This is a genomic window from Streptomyces sp. NBC_00028 (genome assembly GCF_045041065.1).
In the GTDB taxonomy this organism is placed as follows: Bacteria; Actinomycetota; Actinomycetes; order Streptomycetales; family Streptomycetaceae; genus Streptomyces.
The window spans coordinates 4,375,106-4,398,866 of sequence record NZ_CP108293.1 but is presented as its reverse complement, the minus strand read 5'-3'; the positions used below and the strand labels follow the sequence as shown (position 1 = coordinate 4,398,866).

At 68.1% G+C, this 23,761-nt stretch carries 20 protein-coding genes; 8 read left to right on the top strand and 12 right to left on the bottom strand.

The genetic code is table 11. From position 1 onward, the window contains the following. Positions 1-15: 15 nt before the first annotated feature. On the bottom strand, positions 16-4,596 hold the full coding sequence (locus tag OG885_RS19500; RefSeq protein ID WP_405733127.1) for an FtsK/SpoIIIE domain-containing protein: 4,581 nt from the start codon (positions 4,594-4,596) through the stop codon (positions 16-18). Between the two features lie 349 nt (positions 4,597-4,945). On the opposite strand from OG885_RS19500, the gene OG885_RS19495 reads away from it, so the two are divergent. Then, positions 4,946-5,245 (top strand): WXG100 family type VII secretion target, encoded by a 300-nt coding sequence (locus OG885_RS19495; protein WP_063826091.1) that lies wholly within the window; start codon positions 4,946-4,948, stop codon positions 5,243-5,245. A 50-nt stretch (positions 5,246-5,295) separates the two neighbouring features. Further along, positions 5,296-5,997 carry a hypothetical protein gene (locus OG885_RS19490; RefSeq protein ID WP_405733123.1) on the top strand — a complete coding sequence of 234 codons (702 nt, stop codon included), beginning with the start codon at positions 5,296-5,298 and terminating at the stop codon, positions 5,995-5,997. Positions 5,998-6,159: 162 nt separating this feature from the next. On the opposite strand, the gene OG885_RS19485 is transcribed toward OG885_RS19490, so the two are convergent. The 7 genes from OG885_RS19485 to OG885_RS19455 all read right to left on the bottom strand — a co-directional run bounded on the left by OG885_RS19485 (position 6,160) and on the right by OG885_RS19455 (position 11,358). Further along, complete coding sequence (locus OG885_RS19485) at positions 6,160-6,714, bottom strand: SH3 domain-containing protein (RefSeq protein ID WP_405733120.1); 555 nt, start codon at positions 6,712-6,714, stop codon at positions 6,160-6,162. Next, the gene (locus OG885_RS19480) at positions 6,711-7,379 is read right to left on the bottom strand and encodes a hypothetical protein (RefSeq protein ID WP_405733117.1); all 669 of its coding nucleotides are present in this window, start codon (positions 7,377-7,379) and stop codon (positions 6,711-6,713) included. The genes OG885_RS19485 and OG885_RS19480 overlap by 4 nt, the downstream gene beginning before the upstream one ends. Then, positions 7,376-7,954: a hypothetical protein gene (locus tag OG885_RS19475; protein WP_405733114.1), complete on the bottom strand. Its 579-nt coding sequence runs from the start codon at positions 7,952-7,954 to the stop codon at positions 7,376-7,378. Before OG885_RS19475 ends, OG885_RS19480 begins: the two co-directional genes overlap by 4 nt. A gap of 34 nt (positions 7,955-7,988) precedes the next feature. Next, complete coding sequence (locus OG885_RS19470) at positions 7,989-9,203, bottom strand: putative T7SS-secreted protein (RefSeq protein ID WP_405733111.1); 1,215 nt, start codon at positions 9,201-9,203, stop codon at positions 7,989-7,991. Further along, entirely contained in the window at positions 9,200-9,511 is a 312-nt protein-coding gene (locus OG885_RS19465) for a hypothetical protein (protein WP_405733108.1), read from the bottom strand. Before OG885_RS19465 ends, OG885_RS19470 begins: the two co-directional genes overlap by 4 nt. A 99-nt stretch (positions 9,512-9,610) precedes the next feature. Then, positions 9,611-10,645: a hypothetical protein gene (locus OG885_RS19460; RefSeq protein ID WP_405733105.1), complete on the bottom strand. Its 1,035-nt coding sequence runs from the start codon at positions 10,643-10,645 to the stop codon at positions 9,611-9,613. 41 nt (positions 10,646-10,686) lie between these two features. Next, the gene (locus OG885_RS19455) at positions 10,687-11,358 is read right to left on the bottom strand and encodes a hypothetical protein (protein ID WP_405733103.1); all 672 of its coding nucleotides are present in this window, start codon (positions 11,356-11,358) and stop codon (positions 10,687-10,689) included. Between the two features lie 323 nt (positions 11,359-11,681). Here OG885_RS19455 and OG885_RS19450 point away from each other — a divergent pair, with 323 nt between their 5' ends. The 3 genes from OG885_RS19450 to OG885_RS19440 are packed head-to-tail and all read left to right on the top strand — an operon-like array spanning position 11,682 to position 13,896. Continuing rightward, positions 11,682-11,987 carry a hypothetical protein gene (locus OG885_RS19450; RefSeq protein WP_405733100.1) on the top strand — a complete coding sequence of 102 codons (306 nt, stop codon included), beginning with the start codon at positions 11,682-11,684 and terminating at the stop codon, positions 11,985-11,987. Beyond that, positions 11,984-13,399: a putative T7SS-secreted protein gene (locus OG885_RS19445; protein WP_405733097.1), complete on the top strand. Its 1,416-nt coding sequence runs from the start codon at positions 11,984-11,986 to the stop codon at positions 13,397-13,399. Before OG885_RS19450 ends, OG885_RS19445 begins: the two co-directional genes overlap by 4 nt. A gap of 14 nt (positions 13,400-13,413) precedes the next feature. Then, complete coding sequence (locus tag OG885_RS19440) at positions 13,414-13,896, top strand: SitI3 family protein (RefSeq protein ID WP_405733094.1); 483 nt, start codon at positions 13,414-13,416, stop codon at positions 13,894-13,896. Positions 13,897-13,960: 64 nt separating this feature from the next. On the opposite strand, the gene OG885_RS19435 is transcribed toward OG885_RS19440, so the two are convergent. The 4 genes from OG885_RS19435 to OG885_RS19420 all read right to left on the bottom strand — a co-directional run bounded on the left by OG885_RS19435 (position 13,961) and on the right by OG885_RS19420 (position 20,439). After that, positions 13,961-16,393 carry a lamin tail domain-containing protein gene (locus OG885_RS19435; RefSeq protein WP_405733091.1) on the bottom strand — a complete coding sequence of 811 codons (2,433 nt, stop codon included), beginning with the start codon at positions 16,391-16,393 and terminating at the stop codon, positions 13,961-13,963. A gap of 207 nt (positions 16,394-16,600) precedes the next feature. Further along, positions 16,601-18,682: a hypothetical protein gene (locus OG885_RS19430; protein WP_405733088.1), complete on the bottom strand. Its 2,082-nt coding sequence runs from the start codon at positions 18,680-18,682 to the stop codon at positions 16,601-16,603. Positions 18,683-18,737: 55 nt separating this feature from the next. Further along, on the bottom strand, positions 18,738-19,487 hold the full coding sequence (locus tag OG885_RS19425) for a hypothetical protein (protein WP_405733085.1): 750 nt from the start codon (positions 19,485-19,487) through the stop codon (positions 18,738-18,740). A 31-nt stretch (positions 19,488-19,518) separates the two neighbouring features. Beyond that, complete coding sequence (locus OG885_RS19420; RefSeq protein WP_405733082.1) at positions 19,519-20,439, bottom strand: hypothetical protein; 921 nt, start codon at positions 20,437-20,439, stop codon at positions 19,519-19,521. A gap of 407 nt (positions 20,440-20,846) precedes the next feature. Here OG885_RS19420 and OG885_RS19415 point away from each other — a divergent pair, with 407 nt between their 5' ends. From OG885_RS19415 to OG885_RS19405, 3 genes are read left to right on the top strand one after another with little or no spacing between them, the layout of a single operon-like run. Further along, complete coding sequence (locus OG885_RS19415) at positions 20,847-21,572, top strand: hypothetical protein (protein WP_405733079.1); 726 nt, start codon at positions 20,847-20,849, stop codon at positions 21,570-21,572. Between the two features lie 15 nt (positions 21,573-21,587). Continuing rightward, positions 21,588-22,457 (top strand): hypothetical protein, encoded by an 870-nt coding sequence (locus OG885_RS19410; RefSeq protein WP_405733076.1) that lies wholly within the window; start codon positions 21,588-21,590, stop codon positions 22,455-22,457. Further along, the gene (locus OG885_RS19405) at positions 22,454-23,761 is read left to right on the top strand and encodes a CpaF family protein (protein ID WP_399949691.1); all 1,308 of its coding nucleotides are present in this window, start codon (positions 22,454-22,456) and stop codon (positions 23,759-23,761) included. The genes OG885_RS19410 and OG885_RS19405 overlap by 4 nt, the downstream gene beginning before the upstream one ends.

Below are 23,761 nucleotides of genomic sequence, written 5' to 3'. Positions count from 1 at the left end.
CGCCCCGCCCTGGGCCTACCCGGGGACCACCACCGTGCGCAGCTCGCCGTCGCCGAGGTGGAGCATGCCCTTGCCCGGGGTGATCTGGCCGCCGACCAGGCCGCGGTTGAGGCGGACGCCGATGAGGTCGCCGGAGGAGGTCTCCTGCGGGGAGAGAAGGATGCCCCGGCGGGCCTTCTTGGCGTCGACCTGCCAGCCGGAGAAGCCGGAGCAGACGTCCTCCTCGTCACCGGCGATGACCATGGCGAGGCCGCGTTCGGCGCCGCGCGAGACGAGCTTCTTGAACTGGCTCGCGGCGTCGCAGTCCTCGAGGATCTCGCCGTCGTCGACGAGGACGACGATCGGTTCCTCCGGGCTCGCCTCGTCCATGAGCTCCTCGAACTCGTCCTCGTCGATGTCGTCACCGGTGAAGACCTTCAACACACCGTCCGTCCCGTCGAGTTGACGGAGCGGGGACTGGCGGGGGGCAGCGATCACCAGTCGTACGCCCTGAGACAGGTACGACTGCGCGAAGTTCATCAGGACCGTGGAGCGGCCGGACTTGGCCGGGCCCGCGACCACGAACGTCGGCACACCCTGCGCCAGGTCCGGGCCGAAGCCGACGATCTCGTCGCCGCCGATGCCGACCAGACCCCACAACTTGGCGCGGGACGCGTCCGGGTCGCGCATCTCCCAGGCCTCGGGGAAGGAGACCCGGCTCGGCAGGCTGTCGACGCGGAAGGGGCGGTGGGCGCGGGGAACGGCGGCGTCGCGCGCGGCGGCCGCCTCACCGATGGCCGCCAGCGCGGCGGCCTGGCCCTGACCCGTGGTGTCCTCGGAGAGCAGCGCGAACTGGGTCTCCGTACCGAACTCGTTGCGGTAGCCGCGGCCCGGCGGAATCTCCTCCGGCACCTTGCGGGCCGGGATGCCGAGCGCCGAGAAGTCGCTTCGGTCGGCGAGCCGCAGACCGTACTTGTCCTCGGTCAGGGTCGCGATCCGGCCCACCAGCAGCGTGCGGTCACCGGTGAGGACCAGGTGGATGCCGACCGAGGCACCCTCGCGCATCATCGTCTGCAACTCGTCGGTCAGCGAGCCGTGGTCGACCTCGCCGAGCGTGGGCACCCAGCCCTCCCAGCGGTCCAGGAGCACCACGATGTGCGCCAGCCGCTCCTCCTCGGCGACCGAGGCCCGCTGCTCGCCGATGTCCGCGAACCCCTTGTCGGCAAGGAGGTTCTGGCGCCGGTCCATCTCGCCCTTGAGGCGGTTGACGAGCCGGACGACCCGCTCGGTCTGGTTGCGCCCGACGACGGCGCCCACATGCGGCAGCCGGGTCAGCGCGTTGAGCGCGCCGTTGCCGCAGTCGATGCCGTACATGTGCACGTCCGCCACGGAGTGCGTGCGCGCGATCGAGCCCGCGAGCGTCCGCAGCACCTGCGAACGACCGCTGCGCGGCGCACCGCCGATCATCAGATGCCCGAAGGAGGCGAAGTCGACGGAGACGGGTCGGCGCGCCTGGAGGGCGGGCAGGTCCTCGACACCGTACGGCGCGGGCGCCAGCTTGCCGGGGCCGCCGGTGAACGCGGGCACCTGGATGTCGTCCAGCAACAGCGTCTCGTCGAGCGCCGGCAGCCAGGGGCTGTGCTGCGGCGGGATGCCCAGCGAGCGGTTGGCGTCGCGGATGGTGTCGACGAGGACCTTGAGGTCGGTGATCTCCTCGTCCTCACGGGACTCGGCCTTCGGCTTGACGAGCGCGGCCCGCCCGAGGTCCTCCCAGGACAGCGGCCCCACCCACGGCATCAGCACCGCGGGATCGGCGGCACCCGGCCGCCGGCCACCCACGCGCCCCGACTGGAACGGCACCAACGAGGCGTGCCCGAGCCGGACATACGCCCGACCCGGTGTGCTCTTGCTGATGTGCCCGGCCTCGGGGGAGTCGATGACGTCGGACGACTCACCGCCGTCGGTCACGCGCAGCGCGATACGGAGGTTGGTGTTGGCGCGGATCTCGGGAGACACGACACCGGAGGGCCGCTGCGTGGCGAGGAGCAGATGAATACCGAGGGAACGCCCTCGCTGAGCGATGTTGACAAGACCGGTCACGAAGTCCGGCAGGTCACGGACCATGGACGCGAACTCGTCGATGACGATGAGGAGTCGCGGCACGGGCGCGTGCGACGGATCTCTCCGCACCAGATCCTGATAGTCCTCGATGTCCTTGGCGTCGGCCTTGGCGAGGATGTGCTCGCGCCGGTGCAGCTCGGCACCCAGCGACTCCAGCGCCCGCTCCACCAGATGGGCGTCGAGGTCGGTCACCATGCCGACGGTGTGCGGCAGATGGACACAGTCCTTGAACGCCGCGCCGCCCTTGTAGTCGACGAGCACGAACGTCATGTTCTCGGGCGTGTTCGCCACGGCGAGCGCGGCCACGATCGTCTGCAACAGCTCGGACTTACCGGAACCGGTGGTACCGGCGATAAGACCGTGCGGCCCGTCCTTGCGGATGTCGATGCCGAAGGGCCCGTCGTACGACTCACCGATCACGGCCATCGTCGACTGTCCGCCCATCCGCCAACGCGCCACGATGGCATCGCTGGTGGGCGGTTCGAGCTGAAGGACGTCGAGCAGCCGGGAGGCGGAGGGCAGCGCCGAGTCCTCGGTCTCCCCGCTGATGTCCCGCAGCGGCGAGAGGGAGCGCGCGAGGCGCAGACACCAGGCCGCCGACACGAAGTCCGGCCGTACGTCCTTGATCCGCTCGGCACCCGCCTCCTCGACCCGCAGCCGCAGCTTCTCGGCGGCAGCGTCCTGGTGGGGGTCCTCGGCGGTCTGATGCCAGGCCTGGAAGGAGGGGAAGCCACCGCCGGCGACCTGCTGCTGAGCTTGCGCCTGCTGAAGGTAGTCGTACTCCTGGGCGGGCGGCTCGGCGACGACGTACGCCTGGCACTCACCCGGCAGGAAGCGCTCCTCGGCGTCGAGGCAGAGGGCGTAGATAGAGACGGCGGGCCCCTCGCGCAGGATGCGCACGACACCAGGAAGCGAGCGAAGCCGCCGAGACCCGTCCCATACGACGACGATGTCGGGATCGCTGAAGGAACTGCCCTGCCCCTTGTTCTGCTCGGCGGCCTTTTTGCGGGCGTCGAGGATCTGGGTCAGCTCACCGATGCGGGCACCGACGGTCTCGGCGTCGGTGCCGATGAGGACGTTGACGTCCTGCCCGGAGCCGGGCTTGGCGTGCGGCAGCCAGCGGGTCCAGTCCCAGCTGTCCTGGGCGCTGTTCTCGCTCAGGACGTAGAACTGCACGTCCATCGGGCTGTGCAGCGCGGCGGTCTGCGCGACGGCCCAACGCCCCATGGAACGGGCGGAGTCACCGGGCCCGGCCATGCCGATGACGCCGAGCGACCGGAGCGAGAGGGCGACAGGAGCGTCCTCGATCTTCCAGGTCACCTGCCGCTTGTGGTCGAGCTGTTCGGGATCGTCGAGGACGACTTCGGAGTCCATCTGCCCGGTGCCGACACGGATCAGCAGGTGATCACGATCGCTGCGCCGCCGCTCCCAGAGACGGGTCCGGGGCCCGGTGCCGAGGGAGAGGACGGTGGCCGGGTCGGGAATGGCATGCCGCCGGTCGGTGCGCTCGGCGACAAGCGCGTCCTGAGCGTCCTTCTCGACTTTCTCCTTCTGCTCCTCGTACTCCTTGACCTGCTTGGCGTGGGACTTGCGGCCGTGCTTCTTGTCGTTGAAGTAGTTGGCGAAGAGGAGGAGGGGGCTCAGGGCCGCCATGATCAGGTAGTACCAGCGCTGGAAGATCAGCACGGAGACGATGGCACCGACGAGCGGCGTGAGCGCCATCAGCCAGGGCAGCGGGCGGGCCTCGTACTCGCGGGGCGGGGACGGCAGCCGGAACTTGGTCTGCCGGTCCGGGGGACGCAGCCGCGGGGGCCGGTTGTAGTCGAGGCCGACGCCGTCGTCGGACCACTTGAGGGCGGCGTTGGGCGGTGAGTAACGGGCCAGCTCCAGCAGGGTGTTGCCGACGGCGATCTGCCCCCCGAGCGGCCAGTCGCTCTTGTCCTCTTCTACGGGGGTGCCGTCGAGGGTGACGGGTGCCGGATCATCGTCGCTCTCGGCCTTGGTGTGCACGGTGACCTGGCAGGTGCCGTCGGTGGCGACCGACAAGGTGAGGGCGCGGGCGTCGAGTTCGGGGTCGTCGACACGGATGTACGAGGCCGGGCCGCTGCCGATGTCGTACCGCCCGACGCCGAGCCGGTGCACGAAGCCGGCGACGGGGCCGCCGACGACGCGGAGTTCGACGAGGCCGGTGGGCTCGCCGGGCAGACACCCCGCGGGGTCCTGGAGGGAGACGACCGCGCCGTCGCGCAGCGGGGAGTTGACGACGGTGGCGGAGGGATCGACGCCGTATCCGTCGACGTAGACAAGGGGGGCGTTGTTGGCGGGGACCTGGTGCTGTTGGAGTCCGAGCGGAATGACCTGGGCGCCTCCGTGGGCCCCGACCTGCTTGGCGAGCTCTTCCGCGATGTCCCCGACGGAGGACTCGGGATCGGCATCGAGCACGACATCGGCGGTGCCACCACCGAACGGGTCGACGACGGTCAGAGTCAGGCGCACGCTATGTCCTCCCCACGGCCACTGTGGCCCCCCTGGCTGCTTCTGCAACGCAGGCCACGGCAGGAATCGACGATATCGGGTGGGTGTGACAACTGGGGAGCGGGGAGGCGGGGCATTGTGCTCTCGTCTGCGGTTGCTTCCCGATGGCAACGGCGTGTGCACGAGTTCACGACGTCTTGTTCACAACCGGGGATGTGACACCTCAGGTCCCACCCGTAAGCTGCTGCACCAAGAGCGGACGATCACACCGGTTGCCACCCGGTCACCCCGGGCGGCCCGGATGCCGATCGCTCTGCAAACAGGGAGCCACGGGGGTTGGCCCTGCGGCGTTTTGATAGGGAGCGGCCATATGGCCAAGGACCTTGATGTCACTTATCAGGACATGCGGGATGCTGCGAAGCATGTCGTGAAGGAGAAGGAAAAGCTCCAGGAGAAGCTGGACGGGCTGAAGAAGTACATCAACAACCTCGTCCAGTCCGGCTACGTGACGAAGAGCTCGTCCAAGGCCTTCGACGAGAACTTCGACGAGTTCGTCCGCGGCACGAAGGACACGCTGGACGGTCTGGACGGCATGGGGGACTACCTCACGACCGCGGCGGACAAGTTCGAGCAGATCGACGAGGAGCTGGCCAAGTCGGCTCGGAAGTAACTCGCGTCTTCTGACGGGGGTTGCTGTCGCCGGGTGCGGTGGGGTGGCGTGTGCCGCTCCGCCGCACCGGCTTCTTCTGGGGGAGGGGACAGGTGGAGGACGGGGACGCTGACCGCGAGCGCCTGTCGGACAGCCGCGTCTTCGAGTTGCCGTTCCAGCCCGGGTGGGTGGACCTGACGCGGGAGGAAGGCGGCTGGATCGAGGCCTGGTCGACAGCGACGGCGGTCGCGACGACGCAGTTCGACCCCGCAAAGCTCAAGGTCGGCACCAAGGCCCTCATCCGCGATCTGCGACGCCGGACGCTCGCGCTCAACAGCGGTGAGTCGAGTTCGGCGGCCGTCTATTACACGCCGGAAGGACGGGCTGTCGCGGAGCTCAGGACCGACTGGTACGGCGAGATCGGGGCGCCGAGGCCGTCGCCTGAGGAGGTAGTCCCGCTTCTTCTGGACGGGGCGGGCTCGGAGACGATCGGCGAACCCGACATCCGGTACATGGATCTGCCCTGTGGTTCCGCGGCTCGTGTCCAGGCCACGCTGGCGACGAGAGGGCGGCTGGGGTTCGGCAGCCGACGGGGCTCGTTCATCAAGTACGCGCTGTTTCCACCGGGAGTGCATGACCTGTGCGTGGTGTGGGTCTCGTGGTGGGACGAGCGGGACTCGGACGAGGCCGTGCGGCTGACGGATGAAGTGGTGGCGGGGATGAGACTGGTGCCCTTGGAGGAAGAGGGCACCGAAGCGCGCGTTCAGCCCTGAGAATCCCGGTACGAAAGGGCAACCGGGACGTGCCGGATTCGCAGCCGGCGCGCTTCTTCGGGTGACCAGTCCTATGACTTCCCCTGGCGCAGGATTCCGCCTCCTGTTTTCACCAGCGGGAGCCAGAAGCCATCGAGGAGGCACAGGACTCCGCGACGCGATTCACACCCACCGCAACGACGTCGCGATGGCTTCGCACAACTCGCCCATCGGGCCGCTGACACCGCTCAGGGGGAGGGTGAAAGCGAGAAGGAGATAACCGACTTCACCCGGCATCCGGACGTAGAAATCCAGCGTCGTGGTCGAGGTGACCCGTACCGCTTCCCCGGCGGGGAGGGAGGTGACGATCGCCTCGGTCCCTGGCCCCTTCCGGGCGGTCAGGGCCTGGGCCAGTTCGGTTGGTTGAGAGTTCAGCGCGCCCCGCATGGGGAGCAGGGAGATCAACAGAGTGGCCGGTGCAGCCATGCCGGCTGTGAGCTCGGTCCGTAGGAACAGCTCCAGTGATCCCTGGGACACGCCGCTCTCGGCGGTGTTGCGCAGAGCGGCCCAGAGGTCCCTTTTCATCTCGGCGGACATGGAGCGGCGAGCAGCCTGCTGGTCGACGAACTGCTTCAGTTGCGGACGCCAGCGGTCGAGCGTGAGGTCGATGCGGAACCAGTCCCGAGGAACGAGGAGTTTGTAGTCCTCAGGTGGTTCGACCTGTATGGAATCCGTCACGCGGAGAGCTCCAGCATGTTGCCCTCGTCGTCGAAGAGCGTGAGGCTCTTTACGATGCCCGCGAACATGGAGGAGAAGACGTCCCATCCTTCCTGGGAGGGGGTCACCATCTCCAGCACTACGGCGGTGCCGTTCGGCAGGGGTACCTGCACCTGGATGAACGATGTCCAGAAAGGCTCGTCGTGCCCGGACGGGGCGAGCGTCGCGTCGATGGCCGCCTGCCGGGTGCCGATCCAAGAGACAGCCGGCCCGCAGGGCAGGCTGATCTCTTGGACATCGCCTCGATCGAGACCGGTCAGTGCACCGACGGTCGCGCCGATCGGGTTGTATCGGGCCTGCTCCGCGATGTCCATGAGGGACACATGGACCGTGGCCGTACAGCGGATGCCGTCGACCTCGGTGACGACGAAGCCCGCGTACTGGATGCTGGCCTCCACGAAGGCGTCGTAGTTGCCCGCGCACAGGGCGGCCCACTGGTACTGCATGTCAGGCGTGCCCTTGGGGATCACCTTCCGGGCCAGTTCGACCAACTGCTCCGCGAGCTCGTCCGTGGACTCCACGTCCATGGGCAGCTCGAAGAACCCCTCGGGCATGATCCAGCGCACGTTGACGGACTCGCCGTCGGCGACGGAGACGGACCCGGTCTCTGATGTAACGGTGCTCATTGGGAGTTTGCCTCGTCGGGAAGTTCGAGTTCTTCGGCGTCGGCGTGGAAGTTCGCGGCGAAGGGGTACGGGCCGTAGTGCGGGTAGAAGGCGGGCAGCTCCGCACCGCCGCGCACCGCGGCGTGGGCGATGTTTCGGTAAGCGGCGGCCCTGGCTCGTACCTTCTGACGGGCACGGTTTCCCCAGTGCCGAGTCAGGCTGACGGCGTAGAGCAGGACGACAAGGGCCACGAAGGCACCCGAGGCCGCGTAGTAGAGCGACTGTGACTTCGTCGATTCCCAGTACTGAACGTATCCACCCCAGTAGACGAAGAGCGCGACGAGGATCAGTGCGGAAGGCACGCCCAACTTCATTCCGACACTGTGCAGCCTGGCCTCGTCCAGGTGGCGAAGACGCAGCATCTTCAGAACGGCCGCGTCGTCGAGGAAGTCGAACTGGAGTCGACGCCCCTCGGACTCGGCCAGTTCTCGTGCCGCCGGCACCGCGGCCAGCACATCGCCGGGCACCATTGTCCTGATGATGCTGCCTCGCGCCCGGTACTCGCCCGGGCCGGGCTCGCGGTCTTCATCCGACATCTGTCACGCACTCCTTCTGCGGAAACACACTCGACTAGTAGGCGAGAGCGGTGTGGAACGGTGTGGGCGACGGCGTGGGCGCCGGCTGCGGGGACGGTTGCGGAGTCGGGCCCGTCACCTTCGGCGCGTCACCGGGGTCGCCGGTTCGTTCGCCCGTGTGACCGGTGAAGACCTTCACAATCGCGCCGGCGAAACTACCTGACTTGATGGCTGCGGTGATCTTCTCACCCTTGATGATCGGCTTCCCGGCCATGGTGAGGATCTTGTTCACCGAATTCACGGCAACACCGTTGAAGAACTTGAAGCCGACTCCCTTGAGGGCCGCACCACCGCTGAAGCGGACACCACGCAACTTGGCAAGGCCCTTGAGTCCCTTGAGGGCCTTGAAGCCCTTCAGGGCGCCCAGGCCGGGCATGACTCCCAGTACGTCGAAGAAGAGTTTCGACGCACTGAATTTGCCACCCCGGACACTCATGTCATAAGCGTGACCGGCAAGGGCGAGCGCACTCGTCACGACCGCCAGGGTAGCGAAGATCGGAGCCAGCACCTGAAGTGGGGGAACGAATGTACAGATAACGGCCAGAATGGAGAAGAGGGCGGAAAGGTTGGCGAAACCATCGGCCCAGTCCGCCAGGAAGTTCATGATCCCGCCAGGGTCATGGACGCCGTCGTGGTGCACGATGTTCTTGATGTGTTTGGCGGCAGCATTCGCGGCATCATCGCGAATGATCTTCGCGCGGCCTATCTCGCTGTGACACTCGCGAATGACATCCATCGCCGCATCACGGTTCTTTTCGAGCCGGGTACGGTCCGATACGTCGTCCTTACTCGGAACCGTCCCCTCGTACTGTTTCAGGCCGCCGACGGCAGTCTTGTGGTCGCTCTCCGCATCCCGGTACTTCTTGAGTGCTGCGTCGGCGACCTTCTGGGCCCGATGCAGTTCACTCGCGTACTCTTTCGACTCGCCGCCTTCGACGACTCTCGTCCCCAGGGCCTTTGCCGCTTCGTCATAGCGATCGAAAGCGCGCTTGAGTCGCCCTGAAGTGCCGTCGGCTATCTCATGGAAGGCTCGGCCTGCATCGCTGTCCCAACCCTCCACGGAAGCGAGCGCCCGGATGTTCCCGGCCTGCTTCTCGATCTCGTCGGCCATGCCGCGCAACTTCTTGCCGAGGCTGGCTACTTCGTAGGGGTCTCCGGGGATCGGGTCGCCGTCGTGGAGAGGTTCCCAATCGCGCGGGCGTGAACTCACTTCTTCCCCTTCGAATTCTTGCGAGCGTCCCGCAGAGCCTGGGCGAGCTTGTGATCGATGTCGTCGTAAGTGTCTGCCGCAGTCTTGGTGTACTTGGCCAGATTTTCGATGTCCTTCATGAGTTTCTTACGTGTTTTCTTCCACGTGTCGGAGAACTCTTCGAAGACATCCCGCAGCGTGTTGCTGCCCAGATCGTCCATGTACTCATCGGCTGGATTTCCGTGCTCCTTGAACTCGCGATGAATCGAGAACAAGTTGTCAGAGCAATCTCGAATCATGTCGAGATCTGCTCGGGTGCGGTCACCCATGGCTTACCCCCGTGGCAATCTCTGTCCACTGTGTGGCGTATGGAATCGACGGCTGTTGCATTGGCCCCTGCGGAACTGGATTCCGCTGCTGATGCTTCTCTACCTGTTGACGGCCTGGATTTCCTGGACGGTCACGGCCTGTTCGTTGCCGAAGGTGCCGTCGGGCAGGTCGCCGCCGGCGCCGCCCGTGCCGGTCCAGGAGATGTCCCAGGTGATCGTTGCGCGGAGCTTGTACGTTCCGTCGCCCGACGAGCGCAGGTACTTGAGGCCGCAGGGCGGTGTCTCGTCCGACTTGCCCTTCGCGTACGGCTCCCCGATCGAGCCGTCGGCGTTGATCGTGCACGCGCCGGACGCCGGGTAGGTCTGGGCGTCGGCGGTGCCGGGTTCCAGCTTCAGGGACACCGGCTTGGCGGTGGTCGTCGCCTGGATGTTGAAGCCGGGGACGTTGACGGCCGCCGTGGCCTGGACCTCGTCGAACACGGCCTTGTCTAGCCAGGCCCAGGTCGGGAGGTTCACCTTGGTGGTGGCCGCGGGGGCGAGGGTGACCTTCGTGTCCGGCAAGGTCATGTGTTGGTACGCCAGGGCTGCCAGCATCTCCGGCTTGATGGCCTCTTCGTACTGGGGAGGCGGGGCGTCGCCGTTCGCGACCCAGAACGGGAGGTCGGTGCAGGAGCCGCGCTTGAGGACATCGGGCTCGTTGGGGTTCTCCACCCCGGCCCAGAACATCCCCTCGCCGTCCTTGTCGACGTTGTAGTCCTTGTAGCCGGGGGTGTCGGTCCAGCCGTAATCGTCCTCGTAGTGCTGCTCAAGCTGACCGATCGCCGTACCCGCGGTGCCGCCCATGCCGGGGGTGTTCTTGGCCTTCTCGATCTCCGCGGACATCTTCTTCTTGAAGTCCTTGGCACCGAGGTAGGGGGCGTACCAGCACGGTGGGGGCGTCCAGTTGACGTCGGAGGACGTCACGTTGCCGGTGCTGCCGTTCTTGGTCACGGAACCGGAGTACTGGATCTGGGCGGCGGCGTAGATGCCGGTGTCGTCGCTGCCGCCCTTCTCCTCCGAGCCGCCGCCCTTTCCGTCGCCCACGCCTGTTCCCGCGTAGGCGGATCCTGTGAGGGCGAGAGTGCTGAGAGCCATCGTCAGCGCTGCTGTGGCGAGGCGTGGGCCAAGTGAAGCCTTCACTGGCACTTCGCCGCCTTCTCCTCGACGTACACGTTCGACGCCTGCCACAGGTCGGTGCCCGTGGGGTGCTTGACCATGATGATTTTGAAGTAGCTGAAGTCCGTGATGCTGGGGTCGGTCGTGAGGACCTTCCTGGTCTTGATCTCCCTGGCGTAAAACTTGGTCGAGTCGGAGCAGAACGCCACTTCCACCGAACTGCCGTTCGCGGCGGACCGGGTGGTGGCGTCGTAGTGGCGTCGTGTGCCGGTGACAGTCCAGCCACCCTTGATGTAGGCGTCGATCTGGGTAGTCGCGTACTTCAGTGCGCCGCCGGCGGCGTACGTGGCGACGGCCGCATCCTTGGTCGTGCCCTTGTCGACGCCCCGGTAGATGGCGCGGAGGAAGTTCGCGGCGTCATCCATCGCCGCCGCCTCGTTCTTGTCCTTCGGCTTCTCCCAGTCGAAGACGAAGTCGACGTCCTTCGGCAACGACACATCCACACCATCCGGCTTGTCCTCCGCCGGTGCGCCGGACGCCGATGCCGAGGCGCTCGGCGTAGCCGACCCCTGGTCCGCGCCGGCGATCTTGTCGTTGCCCTTCGAGCCGTCGTCCCCGCTGCCGCAGGCCGTCAACAGCAGTGAAGCCGTTGCTGCCAGCGCGGCGGCAACGGGCAAGGTGCGGCGCTTCACAGTGAACTCCCCGTGAGACATAAGTTCAGTCAAGTGATCTGACGGTATCGGTGAGGTTCTCTGTTTCGCCAGAGCGAACTGGTCTGTGAACGGTGGCAATTCGGGACGTAAGTGGTGCTTGCGGGTGTGAGTCGTGTCCCGATCGTGCCCGAACCGCTGACGGCCCCGCGAGGGCTCGACGAAGATCCTTTACTCGTCCTTGGCGCCCGTCTTGCCTTGCTCTTGATCTGTCTCACTAGCGTCCCCCGTTGGCATGCGCACGGACGGACGGGTGGGGGCGGAACGGGATGTCGGACGGCGGTCTCCGGCGATGAGCGACGTCGATGAGTGACATCAAGGCGGACACCAAGCGGATCAAGGAGTGCTCGCGCGCCCTCCAGCGCATCTACGACACCTTCACCAACCGTGCGAACCCCGCCGAGGGGTACACGAACGCCGAACTCGGCAACCAGCTCGTCGCCGATGCCTTCCAGGACTTCGCCGACAACTGGAAGATCCACCGCAAGGATCTCGCCGAGCAGATCAGAACGCTCGGCACCATCACCTGGGACGCCGCCAAGAGCTACGACGCGATCGACTCGGAACTGGCCGCCGCCCTGCGCCGACAGGATGCCAAGGCGGGCAAGTGAGGCGTCCCCCCGCTCATGAGTGGTCCGTGCTCGGTGAGGACGGCGACCCGGTACCCGGCGACCCGGACGCCATCGCGCTGCTCGGTCAGTCGCTGCGTGACGTCGCCGACGACATTCGGCGCGAGGCCGGCGACGTGGAGGCGCTCTCCGCCGTCGAGTCGTGGCAGTCCAAGGCGGCGGACACCTTTCGCGATACGGCGAAGGACACGCTGGAGCCGCTGAGGAAGGCGTACCACCGCTACGACAAGGCCGCCCAGGCCATGGGCACGCGGGTCCAGGACGACAGCACCGCCGACTGGGCCTCCGCCCTGGAACACGCCCAGCACCTGGCTGACAAGGCGCTGCGCGACGGCCGTAGCGCCCATGACGACCATGAGTCGGCCAAGACGGCCATCGACAAGCTGCCGGACGACACCCCTGACGACGACCCCGAACTCGTCCGGCTGAAGAAGCGGCGGGACTTGGCCGCCGGCGACCTCACAGCTGCGAAGACCGCGCTCCAGCACGCGAAGGACGTACGGGACACCGCCGCGAGCAAGGCCGCCGGTGTCGTCCGGCGCGCCATCACTCACGACGGGATGCACGACTCCGGGTGGGACAAGGCCGGTGATCTGCTCGGTGACGTGGGGGACGCGCTGGAGGACGTGGGCGAGGTCGTCGTGTCGGATCTCGCGTCCATCGGCAATGCCATGGTGGACGACTTCGGCTCCACGATGACCGTGCTCGGCGGTCTCGGGATCGCCGCCCTCGGTGCCGGCGAGGAAGTCGGCGGCGGGCTGTTGGACGCCACGGGGTTCGGGGCGGCCCTCGGCATTCCCATCAACGTCGCCGCCGCCGCGCAGATAGGTGTGGGGCTGTCCATGGCGGGAGCCGGGATGGCGAACATCATGCAGGACGCGGCCGGGCCTGACCGGGTGGACATGACGTCCGACGGCAACGGTGGGGGAGGCGGTGACTGGGACGCCTCGGCCGAGGGGGGCCGTACGAAGCCGTCGGGGGAGCCCGATCCGGCCGGCCGACCACGAGGGAATCCGGAATCGCTCAGCAGGAACGACGACGCGGAGACGGTACGGGCCAAGGGCCGCGAGGTGCATTCCGCGGATACCCTGGCAAAACAGGGATACGACGTGGAACAGACACCGGGTACGATCAACGGGAAGAATCCTGATTTCCGTATCGAGGGCCAGGTATTCGACAACTACGCCCCGACCGCCAAGAATCCCCGTTCCATATGGTCGGCCGTCCAGAAGAAGGTGGACGCGGGTCAGACCGACAGGGTCGTCCTCAATCTGGGAGACAGCGACGCCGACCTCGGAGCATTGCGGTCGCAGTTCCAGGACTGGCCCATGGACGGTCTGAAAGAGGTCATGGTCATCGACCGCGCCGGCAACGTAGTTCACCTCTATCCATAGGACCAGGGATCAGCATGGCAATCTCTTACGACCTCGAGTATGCGACGGAGTCGTCCCCGGCCGAGGTCGCGGCCCGGCTGGCCGAGATCGGTAAGGGCATCGGCGTATTCGACGCCACGGTCACTCCCGAACTGCTCGTGGACCCCGGCGTGAACACCCGGCAGGGCAGCTGGATCCGGGTGACCCAGGTGCGACCGCCCCAGCCATGGCACCCTGTTGTCGCCGACCTGCACTTCACGCCGACGGTCTCCGCGGCGTTCCGTATGGCCAAGGGCGTCGAGGTCGGCGATCAGCAGGACGACATGCTTCGTCTGGTGCTCGCATTGCTGGAGCAGGTCGACGGTGACGCCGTACTCCACTACCAGTACGAGTCGATCTGGCTGTTGAGGAAGAACGGTGAGCTGAGCCTGAGCGAGAACGACGACCTCTGGCGTCCCCACCGGGTCCCGTTCGTGACCCAGCCGTACAAGCGCGTGACCCATCGCTTCGAGGACTGAGACCGGTTCACCGCACGCGGGGGCGGCCCGCACGGACCGCCCCCGCAGGCTTCACGCTGCCGTGTCAGTTCCCCCGGCACCTGCTGACGTCGATCCGCACGATCTGCGGGTCATGGTCGCTCGCCTGGTCCGCGAACTCCGCGTTGAGGTGGACCACGTCGTAGTCGAAGTGAGTCACCGCGGGGGTCGTCAGGGTGTGGTCGAGGGTTTGGGAGTTGCCGTCGTAGACGTAGGTGTAGCGCTCTGACGGCGGGAGGGTCGTGATCAGGGGGGTCAGGACGTTGCCGGATGTGAGGGTCTTGACCGTGTTCGAGAACTCGTAGTCGTTCAGGTCGCCCAGGACGACCGCCTTGGCGTCCTTGTCGGCCGCCAGGAGGGACTTGACGAAGGTGTTCACCTCGGTGGCCTGGGCCGCGCGCTGGGTCTCCGAGCTGCGGGCCGGCTGCTGGTAGCGGCCGTGGAGGGGCTGGTCGCCGCCCTTCGAGGTGAAGTGGTTGGCGATGACGAAGACCGACTCGCCGTGGAATCTGAACTCGCCCACCAGGGGCTTGCGGCTGCTGTCCCACGCCTCGCTGGTGGGGTTGATGCGGCCGGGGGAGTACGTGAGCTGCGCCCCCTTCCTCGTCCTCACCACGCTCGTCGCCGTCGTCGCGTCGCCGCCCGCGCGGTCCACGAAGTCGACGCGCTTGGGGTTGAAGAGGAACACCTGACGGATGTTGCCGCCGGGCTCGCCGCCGTCCGTGTTGTTCTCCGGGGTGATGTAGCGCCAGGAGTAGCGTGGGCCGCCCGCCGCGTGGATTGCGGCGGTGAATCGCGTAAGCGTCTCTTCCGACGTCAACGTGCCGTCGTTCGTCGCGCCGTTGTCATCCTGGATCTCCTCCAGGGCCACGATGTCAGGGGAGTTGAGGTTCGTCGCCACGCCCTGCGCCAGGCGGTCGAACTTCTCCTGGGCGTCCAGCGCGTCCAGGTTCTCCACGTTGTACGTGGCCACCGCCAGCTCGTTGCCCTTCTGGCGGCGGGTCACCTCCTGCTTGAGGCCGTTGTCGGCCAACGTGCCGAGCTGCGTGGCCTGGAGGATGTAGCCGCCGTACGTGGAGTAGTCGAGGGGGCCCGTCGTCGTGCCGGACAGTTCGTCGCCGACATTGGCGGTCGGGCCCGTGGTGTCCAGCGATGCCACCTTCACCCGGCCCGTGTTGGGCTGGGCGTAGGAGGAGTACAGCGTGCCGCCGCGCTTCGTCGGGTGCTCGTCCGGCTTCACCGTCACCCAGAACTCGTCGTAGGCGTCCGTCGCGCCGACCACGCGGGCGTCGCCGAACGCCGTCCGCATGCCCTCCAGGGATTCGTAGAAGTCCAGGGCGTACGTGGTGGGTTCGAGGGGGAGCGACTCGATGCTGCCGCCCGCCGCGTCCGGCGTGTACGCGTCCGGGACCGTCGTCGCGTCCAGCGTCACGGCCTCGGGAAGCGCGTTGCCCGACGACAGGACCGTCACCGTCGGGCCCGTGATCTCCGTGACCGACTGGCTGGTGCTGCTCGGGTGGTACTCACTGACCTTGCCCGTGACGAGGACCGAGTCGCCGACCGCCACCGTGGGCGTGGCCGAACCCGTGTAGACGAAGACGCCCTCACTGGTGCGGGCGTCGGTGTCCGCCTCCGGGTCCTGGATCCAGTAACCCTTCGAGCCCGACGTACGAACGCCGGTGACGATGCCGGGGACGCGCGTGACCGCCTTGTTCGCGTACGGCGAGAGGCGGGTGGTGCCCTGGATGTCGTGCACGCGGACGGTGCCTGGGTCCGTCGTACCGCCCCCGCCACCCCCGCCGCCGTCTCCGCCACCCGAATCAGGCGTCTGTCCCGCCGAGTTGACCGGCGTCGGCGTACCCGCCGTGAGGTCGGCCGCGTTGTCGTCCGTGTCGGACAAGGACTCGGTTCGGGCCACCGACGCGGTGTTGGAGGCGCCCGTCGCGGGGCCGCTGCCCTCGCGGACGACCGCAGTGCCGTAGCCGACGATGTCGAGCACCCGGCTGTCGGCCGTGCAGTCCGCCGCTGTCTTGCAGGTGAGCGCGGTGGTGCCGGAGACGAGGGCGATGGTGCCGGTTGTTGCGCTCATCGCGATCGAGCCGGAGGCGTCCGGGGTGGGGAGGGCCATGGTGCCTCCGGTGCCGGTGCCCTCGCCGATCAGGTAGCTGTTGCCGGCGGCGAGTGAGCCGCTGAGGGACGTGACCTGCCAGAGGGAGCCGGCGGAGGCCGAGCCGGGGAGGTACTGGACGCTGTACCCGGACAGGTCGAAGACCTCGGAGCCCGCGTTGGCCAGCTCGACGAAGTCCCGGGTCAGGGTCGCGCCCGAGTTGCCTCCGCCGCCGTACACCTCGGAGATGACCGCGGTGGCCGACGGTACGGCCGCGGCGGTCCAGGCAGGGAGGGCCGTCAGGGCTAGTGCGCCTACCGCGCCCACGGATATGAGGGGGTAGGCGGCGCGGCGGCCACATCTGGCGCGCACGGTTCTTCCATCGGGGCTGGACACGCTGGCGGTCTCCTCGGATCGGGCGCCGGGGGCGGCACTTGAAGCGGGGGCGGGGTGTGGGGGACCCGTGGGGAGTCGGCTCAAGTTACGCGCGTAGAAAGGAGGGTGCCAAGAGGGGCTACGTTAAATTCGGGGAACGGATTGGTGGCCGGCCTCAACGGAAGTGCGGCGTGCCTCGCGTTCCTACCGTACGTTCGTCGTCTCCCGCACCTTCCGGCCAAGCTTCGTGAAGCCCTCGGGGACGGCGGAGAGCAACTCGTCCTCGTAGTACGGCAGTCCGTTGGGCGGCAGCTTCAGCAGGCGGGCCGGGATCTTGTGCGGGTCGTCCAGGCAGACCGGGCACAGCGGGAGCATCCGCCTGCGGGTCTCCACGCTGGACGTCCGGACGTGGCGGCGGGTCTTCGCCGGGCCGTGCAGGGGGTTCACGCCGCAGCACAGGGTGCTGTCGTCGCCGGAGAGGGCGGCGCGGGTGGCACGGGCCAGGACGATGACCGCGGTGAGGGTGGCGGGGGCGAGCTCGTCCAGAGCCTCGTGGTCCGTCGCCAGGAGCATCGTCGCGTCGTAGCGGTTCCGGGCGCGGGTGTCAGCCGTCTCGCCGGTGCCGAACGCGCGGGCCAGAGCCTGGAGTTCCGTGCGTGCCGTGTCGTGCAGGTACGGCTTCGTCGGCATCGCCGGTGATGCGGTGGGGAGGGCCGAGGGCTGCAACGGTTCCGGGTTGCGGCGCAGGAGCGACTTGCGGACGATGCCCAGCGCCGCCGCCACCAGGGCGAGCACGGCGCCCGCCGCGAGGGCGCCGACGAACAGGCCCGGCCAGAAGTCGCCGTAGAAGAGGGGGTTGAGCTCGTCCTCGGTGATCGGGTCCGTGAGGGGGTACGGGTCACCGGGCGTCGTCGGCTCGTCCGTGCGCTCGGTCTTGTCGAGGGCGGTCATGACGGAGGTGAGGCGTTCGCCGAGGAGGTGGTCGTCGGCCGCGTCCGACGTCTCGTCGCCGTAGGTGACGGATTCCGGGAGGTCGTAAAGGGGGCCGTAGGAGTCAAGTCCCAGCCCGTAGTTGAAGACATTGATGTAGCCGTCCAGGGGGTCGGCGACGATGTACACGCCGTCCTTGCCCAGCTTGTCGTGGACGGCGTACGCGAAGTACTCCTCGTCGTTCCCGGACTCGTCCTCGTACAACTGCGGGACGAGGGCCATGAAGACCGGGCCGCCACCCTTCGAGGCGCTGAACTTCTCGATCCGGGCGTGGAGTTGGGCAAGCCGCGCGCGGCCCAGGGCTCGCGGGCTCTCCGCGTCCTGGTAGACCGGGTCCTGGGCCAGGCCCTCGACGACCCGGTCGATACGGGCGTTCAGGTCGATCGCGCGGGGGCGGGGGGACGCGCTGGAGGTCGTCTGGTCGTAGACGTGCGGGGCGGTCGCGGCGATGGCGACGGCGGTGGCCGCGGCGGCCAGAGGGAGGAGCCAGCGGGTAGGGCGGCGGGGGTTCGATGGACGCTTGGTCAAGGACACCGGGGCTCCGGGCCTACGACGCCACCAGCGTCGTACGTACGGAATCAGGAGCAGCATCGCCAGCGGTACGCCCGTGATCGCCATGCCCGTGAGAAACGACTGGTTGTCGCGGTCGCTCGGGCCGATGTACAGGTCGGCGGGTTCGCCGTCGGCGTCGTACTTGTCGCGGGCCGCCTGTGCGCGGGCGGCCGCCTTCGCGCCGCCTTCGGTGATGACGTCGACGAAGCGCTCGAAGCTGCGCAGCGGGCCTGCGTCGTAGGGGAGTTCGTAGGTGGCGGTGGTGACCGCGTCGTCGGCGGGGGCGCTCACGCCGTACGCCGTGGCGTCCGTGACCGACGAGTCGTCGATCAGGACGTACAGACCGCCCTTGCCCAGCCGGTCGTGCACCGCGTCGAGCAGGGCCTCGCCGTCGGTGGCCCCCATGGGGAGGACCAGGACGTACGTCGGGACGCCGGTGCGCTTCGCCAGCTTGGTGAAGGACGGGGTCGTGGACTTCGGGATCTCGCGGGGGAGTTGGTCGGTGACGTAGACCGGGTTGGCGCGGAGCTGCTGCGCCAGGTAGGCGGCTTGGGTGCCGGGGGAAGGGGAGGGGGACGGGGTTGCCGCCTGGGCGGTTGGCGTGGCGGTCGCGAAGAGTGTGAGCAGGACGGCTAGGAGGCGGAGGAGGGCAGAGATCGCGAGAACCCTCGTTCTGATGATTCGGCCCGCCTTCTCCGTCGCCGCCCGCATCGACAAGTCCCCCCGCTCCCCGCCTGTTTTCACGCGCGGCACTCTACTGGGGCGGTTCGCTAGTGCGAAACCTTCGGCGTTGGTTGCCCTAACCCAGCTTCTTGTTCTGGGCCTTGACGAGGTCCGTGGGGATGTCCGCCTCGCTGGAGCGGCCGTTGAGGAAGCCGTAGGTGTTGATCGAGAAGTAGTTGACGATCGTGTCGCCGAAGCGGAAGGTCTGGGTGCGCATCGTCTGGGTGCCCTTGTACGGGACCACCGAGGCGGTGGCGATCGACTCGTCCGCGCCCGTGTCCGTGTCCGTGCCCGTGGGAGCCGTCTCCTTCTTCACCGAGGAGTACGTGGTGGAGGCCTTGTCGGACTTCGCGGTGTAGCCCCCCGTGCAGGCGGAGGCCGCCTTGGCCAGACCCTTCATCGCCGCCTCGGCCTTGCCCGGCGCGTAGGTGGCGAGGGTGATGTAGTTGTAGGTGCTGGTCCCCTTGTCAGCCACGCGGACCAACGAGGCCTCCGGGGCGCCGAGGGGCAGGTAGTTGGTCGCGTACGCCATCGGGGCGCAGGCCGCCTTGTCGACCCGCAGCTGCTCCTGGGTCGTGGCCATGGCGTCGCCCGCTTCGGGTTCCCGGACGTTGTAGTCGCCGGCCTCGGCCTTCGTGACGAGCAGCTTGGCCAGCTCCTTCGCCGGGTCCACGGACGGCTTCGCCGGCGAGGCCGACGCCGTGGCCTTCGCCCTGTCGGTCGTCTTCGCGTCCGAAGCTCCGTCCCCGTCCCCACCGCCGCACGCCGTCAGCGTGGCCAGGGTCAGCGCGGAGAGGAGGGGGAGGGCGAGTGTGGAACGCTTCATGTGGGGGGTCCTCCGAGATCGTTCTCTGTGGTCATGGGGCGTACGTGCCGTGCAGCAACTTCTGTAGCTGCGGGGAGAGTTCGGGCACCTGCGCCCCGGCCGCCTGCGCCGCCGCGATCGCCCTGACGTACTCCGTCGCCTCCGCCCGCAGGCGTGCCTTCTCGCCGCCCTGGTTGCGGCCGGCGAGCCACACGATGATCGCGAGGGGGATCAGGGCGAGGGCCCCGTACCCGATCGGCTCGGTCTCCGACCAGGCCCACCCCGCGCCGACGGCGCCCGCGATGATCAGCAGGCAGCCCGCCTCGTCGTGCCAGCCACCGGTGTCGGCGATGCGCTCGTACTCGGCGACGGCCGGGGGCTTCGGAGGGACGGCGACGGGAGCGGGTGCGTATGCGGTGGGCGTGGAGGTGGGTGCGGGTGCGGCGGGCGTGTCCACCTTCGGGTACGACGGGATCGGTGTCGCCCCCTTCCGCTTCCCTGGCCCGTTCGCGCTCGCGTCGTAGTCCGGCCGCCCCTCCAGCCATGGCGGCACATGCGCCAGCGGCAGTCCGTGGGCCATGGCCACGCCCAGCAGCTCGCGGTAACCGGCCAGCGCCGGGTGCGTCAGCTCACGCTTCCACCCCTTGCGGACCTGGACGTACATGGCGATGGCCACGATGAGGACCGGTCCGGCCGCCACCGCCGTCCGTCGGTCGAGCGACGGCACCTGCAGGGCCACGACTCCCCAGACCACGGCCGCCGCCATCAACAGGCCGCTCAGATAGGCCAGCGGACGGTGCAGGGCCTTGTGCGCCACATCCCGGCGCTCCGCCAGCAGAGCCGACACCGCTGCGTCGTTCGTGTAGTCGACCCCGTTACGCGCCCCGATCGCCTGGGCCGCCGCCAGGACCCGCGGGTCGGACGCCAGCGCCGCCCCGCCGATCGGGAGAAGCCCCGCTTCTACGTCTGTCATTGACTCAACGCCCCCGTGTCCGTGAAACCGAGCAAAGATCATGGCACGGCGCCCTCGGGCCTTCGTGAGCGAATCGTGCAGGCCTCATGGCCGGGTCGTGACGAAGGTCGCGTTACGGGCAGGACGGGGTATGAGCCCCGGCTTCGCTGCCGCACAGGCGACAGCCCTCTTCCGGGTCCCGCAGAACTGGGCAACACGCGCCCGAAGTTGCAGATGGATAACGAGGAGCGGGGTGAGATGCATGACCTCGAACGCGCCTTGAGGGGCTTATGTGCGGCTGATACGGTGCCATGGCTTGACACTCACCTCAGCGATGGCTATTCGCACAAGTCGGGTAGACCCGGGTGAAGTGTCCTAATTTCCAACTCATTTGGCAGTTCTTTCTTGGGTGTACGGGGAGCGGTTGCGTGAAGATCCAAGAGCGTACGGGGGCGGGTCAGGGTCGTTCCGCCGCTCCGGCTCAGCCGTCGGTCGGTGACCGGCTTCCCACGCCGCCTCGCGAGCGCAAACCGGCGTTGGCCGCGTTGGCGGTGCTGCTGATTCTCGTGGGGGCGCTCGGCGCGACCATGCTGGTGCTGCAGGCCGGGGACCGGATCGAGGTCGTCAAGGTGACGAAGGAGATCCCCGTGGGCGGGAAGGTCACCGACAGTGACGTGACGTCCGTGATGGTCGCCGAGGACTCCGACATCAACTACGTCAAGTGGGCGCAGCTGGGCACCCTGAAGACGCTGAAGGCCGTCACGACCATTCCCACGGGCACCGTCGTCATGGGCCAGATGTTCGGCGACGAGGCGGGCGCCTCCGACGGCAAGACCCTCGTGGGCCTCTCCCTCAAGGCCGGTCAGTTCCCGGCCGGCATCAAGGTGGGCGACACCGTCGCCGCCTACCATGTCACCGACGGCGGCTCCAGCAGCAACAGCTCCGCCTCCACGTCCGGCAACAGCAACTCCGTGCTCACGGACAAGGCGACGGTGACCAGTGTGCCGAGCGCCGACAGCGACGACATCGTAGGCAGCGCCAACTCGGCCTACACGCTCGCCGTCGACTCCGACGTCGCCCCCGCTCTCGCCCAGGCCGCCGCCAACAGCCAAGTGGTCCTCGTCCTCGTCCCCAGCAGCAACAGCAGCAACTAGAAGGCGGCCCCACCCATGGCGCTCATCGCTCTCGCCGCCGACAAGGGTTCCCCCGGCGTCACCACCGCGGCCGTCGCCCTCGCGGCGGTCTGGCCGCGGCGTGTGCTGCTCGCCGAGACCGACCCGGCGGGCGGCGACCTCGTGTACCGCAGTGCCGCCGCGCACGGAGGCCCGCTCAACCCGAACACCGGCATGCTGTCCATCGCCGCCACGGCACGACGGGGTCTGGTTCCCGACCAACTCTGGGACCACGTCCAGCCGTTGAGCGGCGGGCTCGAAGTCCTCGTCGGTCTCGGCAACGCCGAGCAGGCCGCCGGTCTCGCCGGTCTCTGGCCCACCCTCGGCCACTCCTTCGCCTCGCTCGCCGAGTCCCCGCACGCCGCCGCCGACGTCATCGCCGACTGCGGCCGCATCGCCGGCGACACTCCCGCCGTGGACCTCTTCCCGCACGCCGCCCTCGTGCTGCTCATCTCCCGCACCGAGCCGGAGGCCATCGCGCGGGTCCGTGACCGTGCCGCCACCCTCGGCAACAAGCTGCACGGCGGTCAGCGCGGCGTCGCGGCCATGGGCAACCCGATGATCGGCGTCGTCCTCATCGCGGACACCAACAACGCGGCGAAGCTCGCGGGCCAGGTCAACGACATGCTCGTGCACGCCCAGACCGGCGCCCGAGTCGTCGGCACCATCGCCGACGACCCCGCCGGCGCCGACCAGTTGGCCGGCCGCAAGCGCGGGCGCCTCGACAAGTCGCTGCTCATCCGCTCCGCCCGCAAGGTCACCGCGGACCTCTACCAGCAGTACGGCGCCGCCTGGACCGTACCCACCCAGGCCCAGCACGGTCAGCCGCTCGGCCAGATGAACGGCCATGCGGAGGCCGGGCGATGACCGCTGTCGACCATCAACTGGTCAAGCGGTTCCGGCAGGACGCCGGTGACCGGATCGCCGAGCAGCGGCGTCAGGACCAGGTCGCCGGTGTCACGCCGATGTCGAGCGAGGACGAGCGGCACTACGCGCGCGCGGTCATAGCCCAGATCCTGGAGGACCACGCCCGCACCGAGATCAACGCGGGCCGTACTCCGTTGGACGCGGAGACCGAGGAGCAGTACGCCGCCGCCGTGCACGCCGCGCTCTTCGGCGTCGGACGGCTGCAACCGCTCCTCGACAACCCGGACGTTGAGAACATCGACATCAACGGGTACGACCAGGTCTTCGTCGGCTACTCCGACGGCCGTGAGGTCACGGGCGACCCCGTCGCCGAGTCCGACGAGGAGCTCATCGAGCTCATCCAGGTGCTCGGCGCCTACTCGGGTCTGTCGTCCCGCCCCTTCGACTCCGCCAACCCCCAGCTCGACCTGCGCCTGCCGGACGGTTCGCGTCTGTCGGCGGTCATGGACGTCACCCGGCGCCCGGCGCTGTCCATCCGTCGCGCCCGCATGGGCAAGGTCTTCATCTCCGACCTCGTCGGGAACGGGACCCTCAGCCCCGAGGTCGCGCATTTCCTCGCCTGCGCCGTACGCGCTCGCAAGAACATCATGATCGCGGGCGCCACGAACGCCGGTAAGACGACCCTGCTGAGGGCCCTCGCGAACGAGATCCCGCCGCACGAGCGCCTCATCACCGTCGAGCGCGCACTGGAACTCGGCCTCGACACCTTCGCCGATCTCCACCCCAACGTCGTCGCCTTCGAGGAACGGCTGCCCAACTCCGAGGGCCAGGGCATGATTTCCATGGCCGAGCTCGTCCGCCGCTCCCTCCGTATGAACCCCTCCCGCGTCATCGTCGGTGAGGTGCTCGGCGACGAGATCGTGACCATGCTCAACGCGATGTCGCAGGGCAACGACGGCTCGCTGTCCACGATCCACGCCAACAGCTCGCACGAGGTCTTCAACCGTATTTCCACGTACGCGCTCCAGGCCTCCGAGCGACTGCCCATCGAGGCCAGTCAGATGCTCATCGCGGGCGCGGTGAACTTCGTCGTCTTCATCCAGCGGCGCAACAACTACCAGACGGGCGGCCGCCTCCAGCGCATGGTCACCTCCGTCCGCGAGGTCAACGGCGTCGACGGCCGGGTGCTCTCCAGCGAGGTCTTCGCCGAGGCGCACGACGGCCGGATCGTGCCGCACGCGCCGATCGCCTGCGTCGAGGAACTGATCGCACAGGGCTACCGGCCCACCGGAACGTGGGGGTGA

Excerpts from the sequence above, each read along its gene's own strand:
- OG885_RS19495 (WP_063826091.1), top strand. The coding sequence starts at position 4,946 with ATGGCCAAGGACCTTGATGTCACTTATCAGGACATGCGGGATGCTGCG.
- OG885_RS19480 (WP_405733117.1), bottom strand. The coding sequence starts at position 7,379 with ATGAGCACCGTTACATCAGAGACCGGGTCCGTCTCCGTCGCCGACGGC.
- OG885_RS19475 (WP_405733114.1), bottom strand. The coding sequence starts at position 7,954 with ATGTCGGATGAAGACCGCGAGCCCGGCCCGGGCGAGTACCGGGCGCGA.
- OG885_RS19465 (WP_405733108.1), bottom strand. The coding sequence starts at position 9,511 with ATGGGTGACCGCACCCGAGCAGATCTCGACATGATTCGAGATTGCTCT.
- OG885_RS19460 (WP_405733105.1), bottom strand. The coding sequence starts at position 10,645 with ATGGCTCTCAGCACTCTCGCCCTCACAGGATCCGCCTACGCGGGAACA.
- OG885_RS19450 (WP_405733100.1), top strand. The coding sequence starts at position 11,682 with ATGAGTGACATCAAGGCGGACACCAAGCGGATCAAGGAGTGCTCGCGC.
- OG885_RS19440 (WP_405733094.1), top strand. The coding sequence starts at position 13,414 with ATGGCAATCTCTTACGACCTCGAGTATGCGACGGAGTCGTCCCCGGCC.
- OG885_RS19425 (WP_405733085.1), bottom strand. The coding sequence starts at position 19,487 with ATGAAGCGTTCCACACTCGCCCTCCCCCTCCTCTCCGCGCTGACCCTG.
- OG885_RS19420 (WP_405733082.1), bottom strand. The coding sequence starts at position 20,439 with ATGACAGACGTAGAAGCGGGGCTTCTCCCGATCGGCGGGGCGGCGCTG.
- OG885_RS19410 (WP_405733076.1), top strand. The coding sequence starts at position 21,588 with ATGGCGCTCATCGCTCTCGCCGCCGACAAGGGTTCCCCCGGCGTCACC.
- OG885_RS19405 (WP_399949691.1), top strand. The coding sequence starts at position 22,454 with ATGACCGCTGTCGACCATCAACTGGTCAAGCGGTTCCGGCAGGACGCC.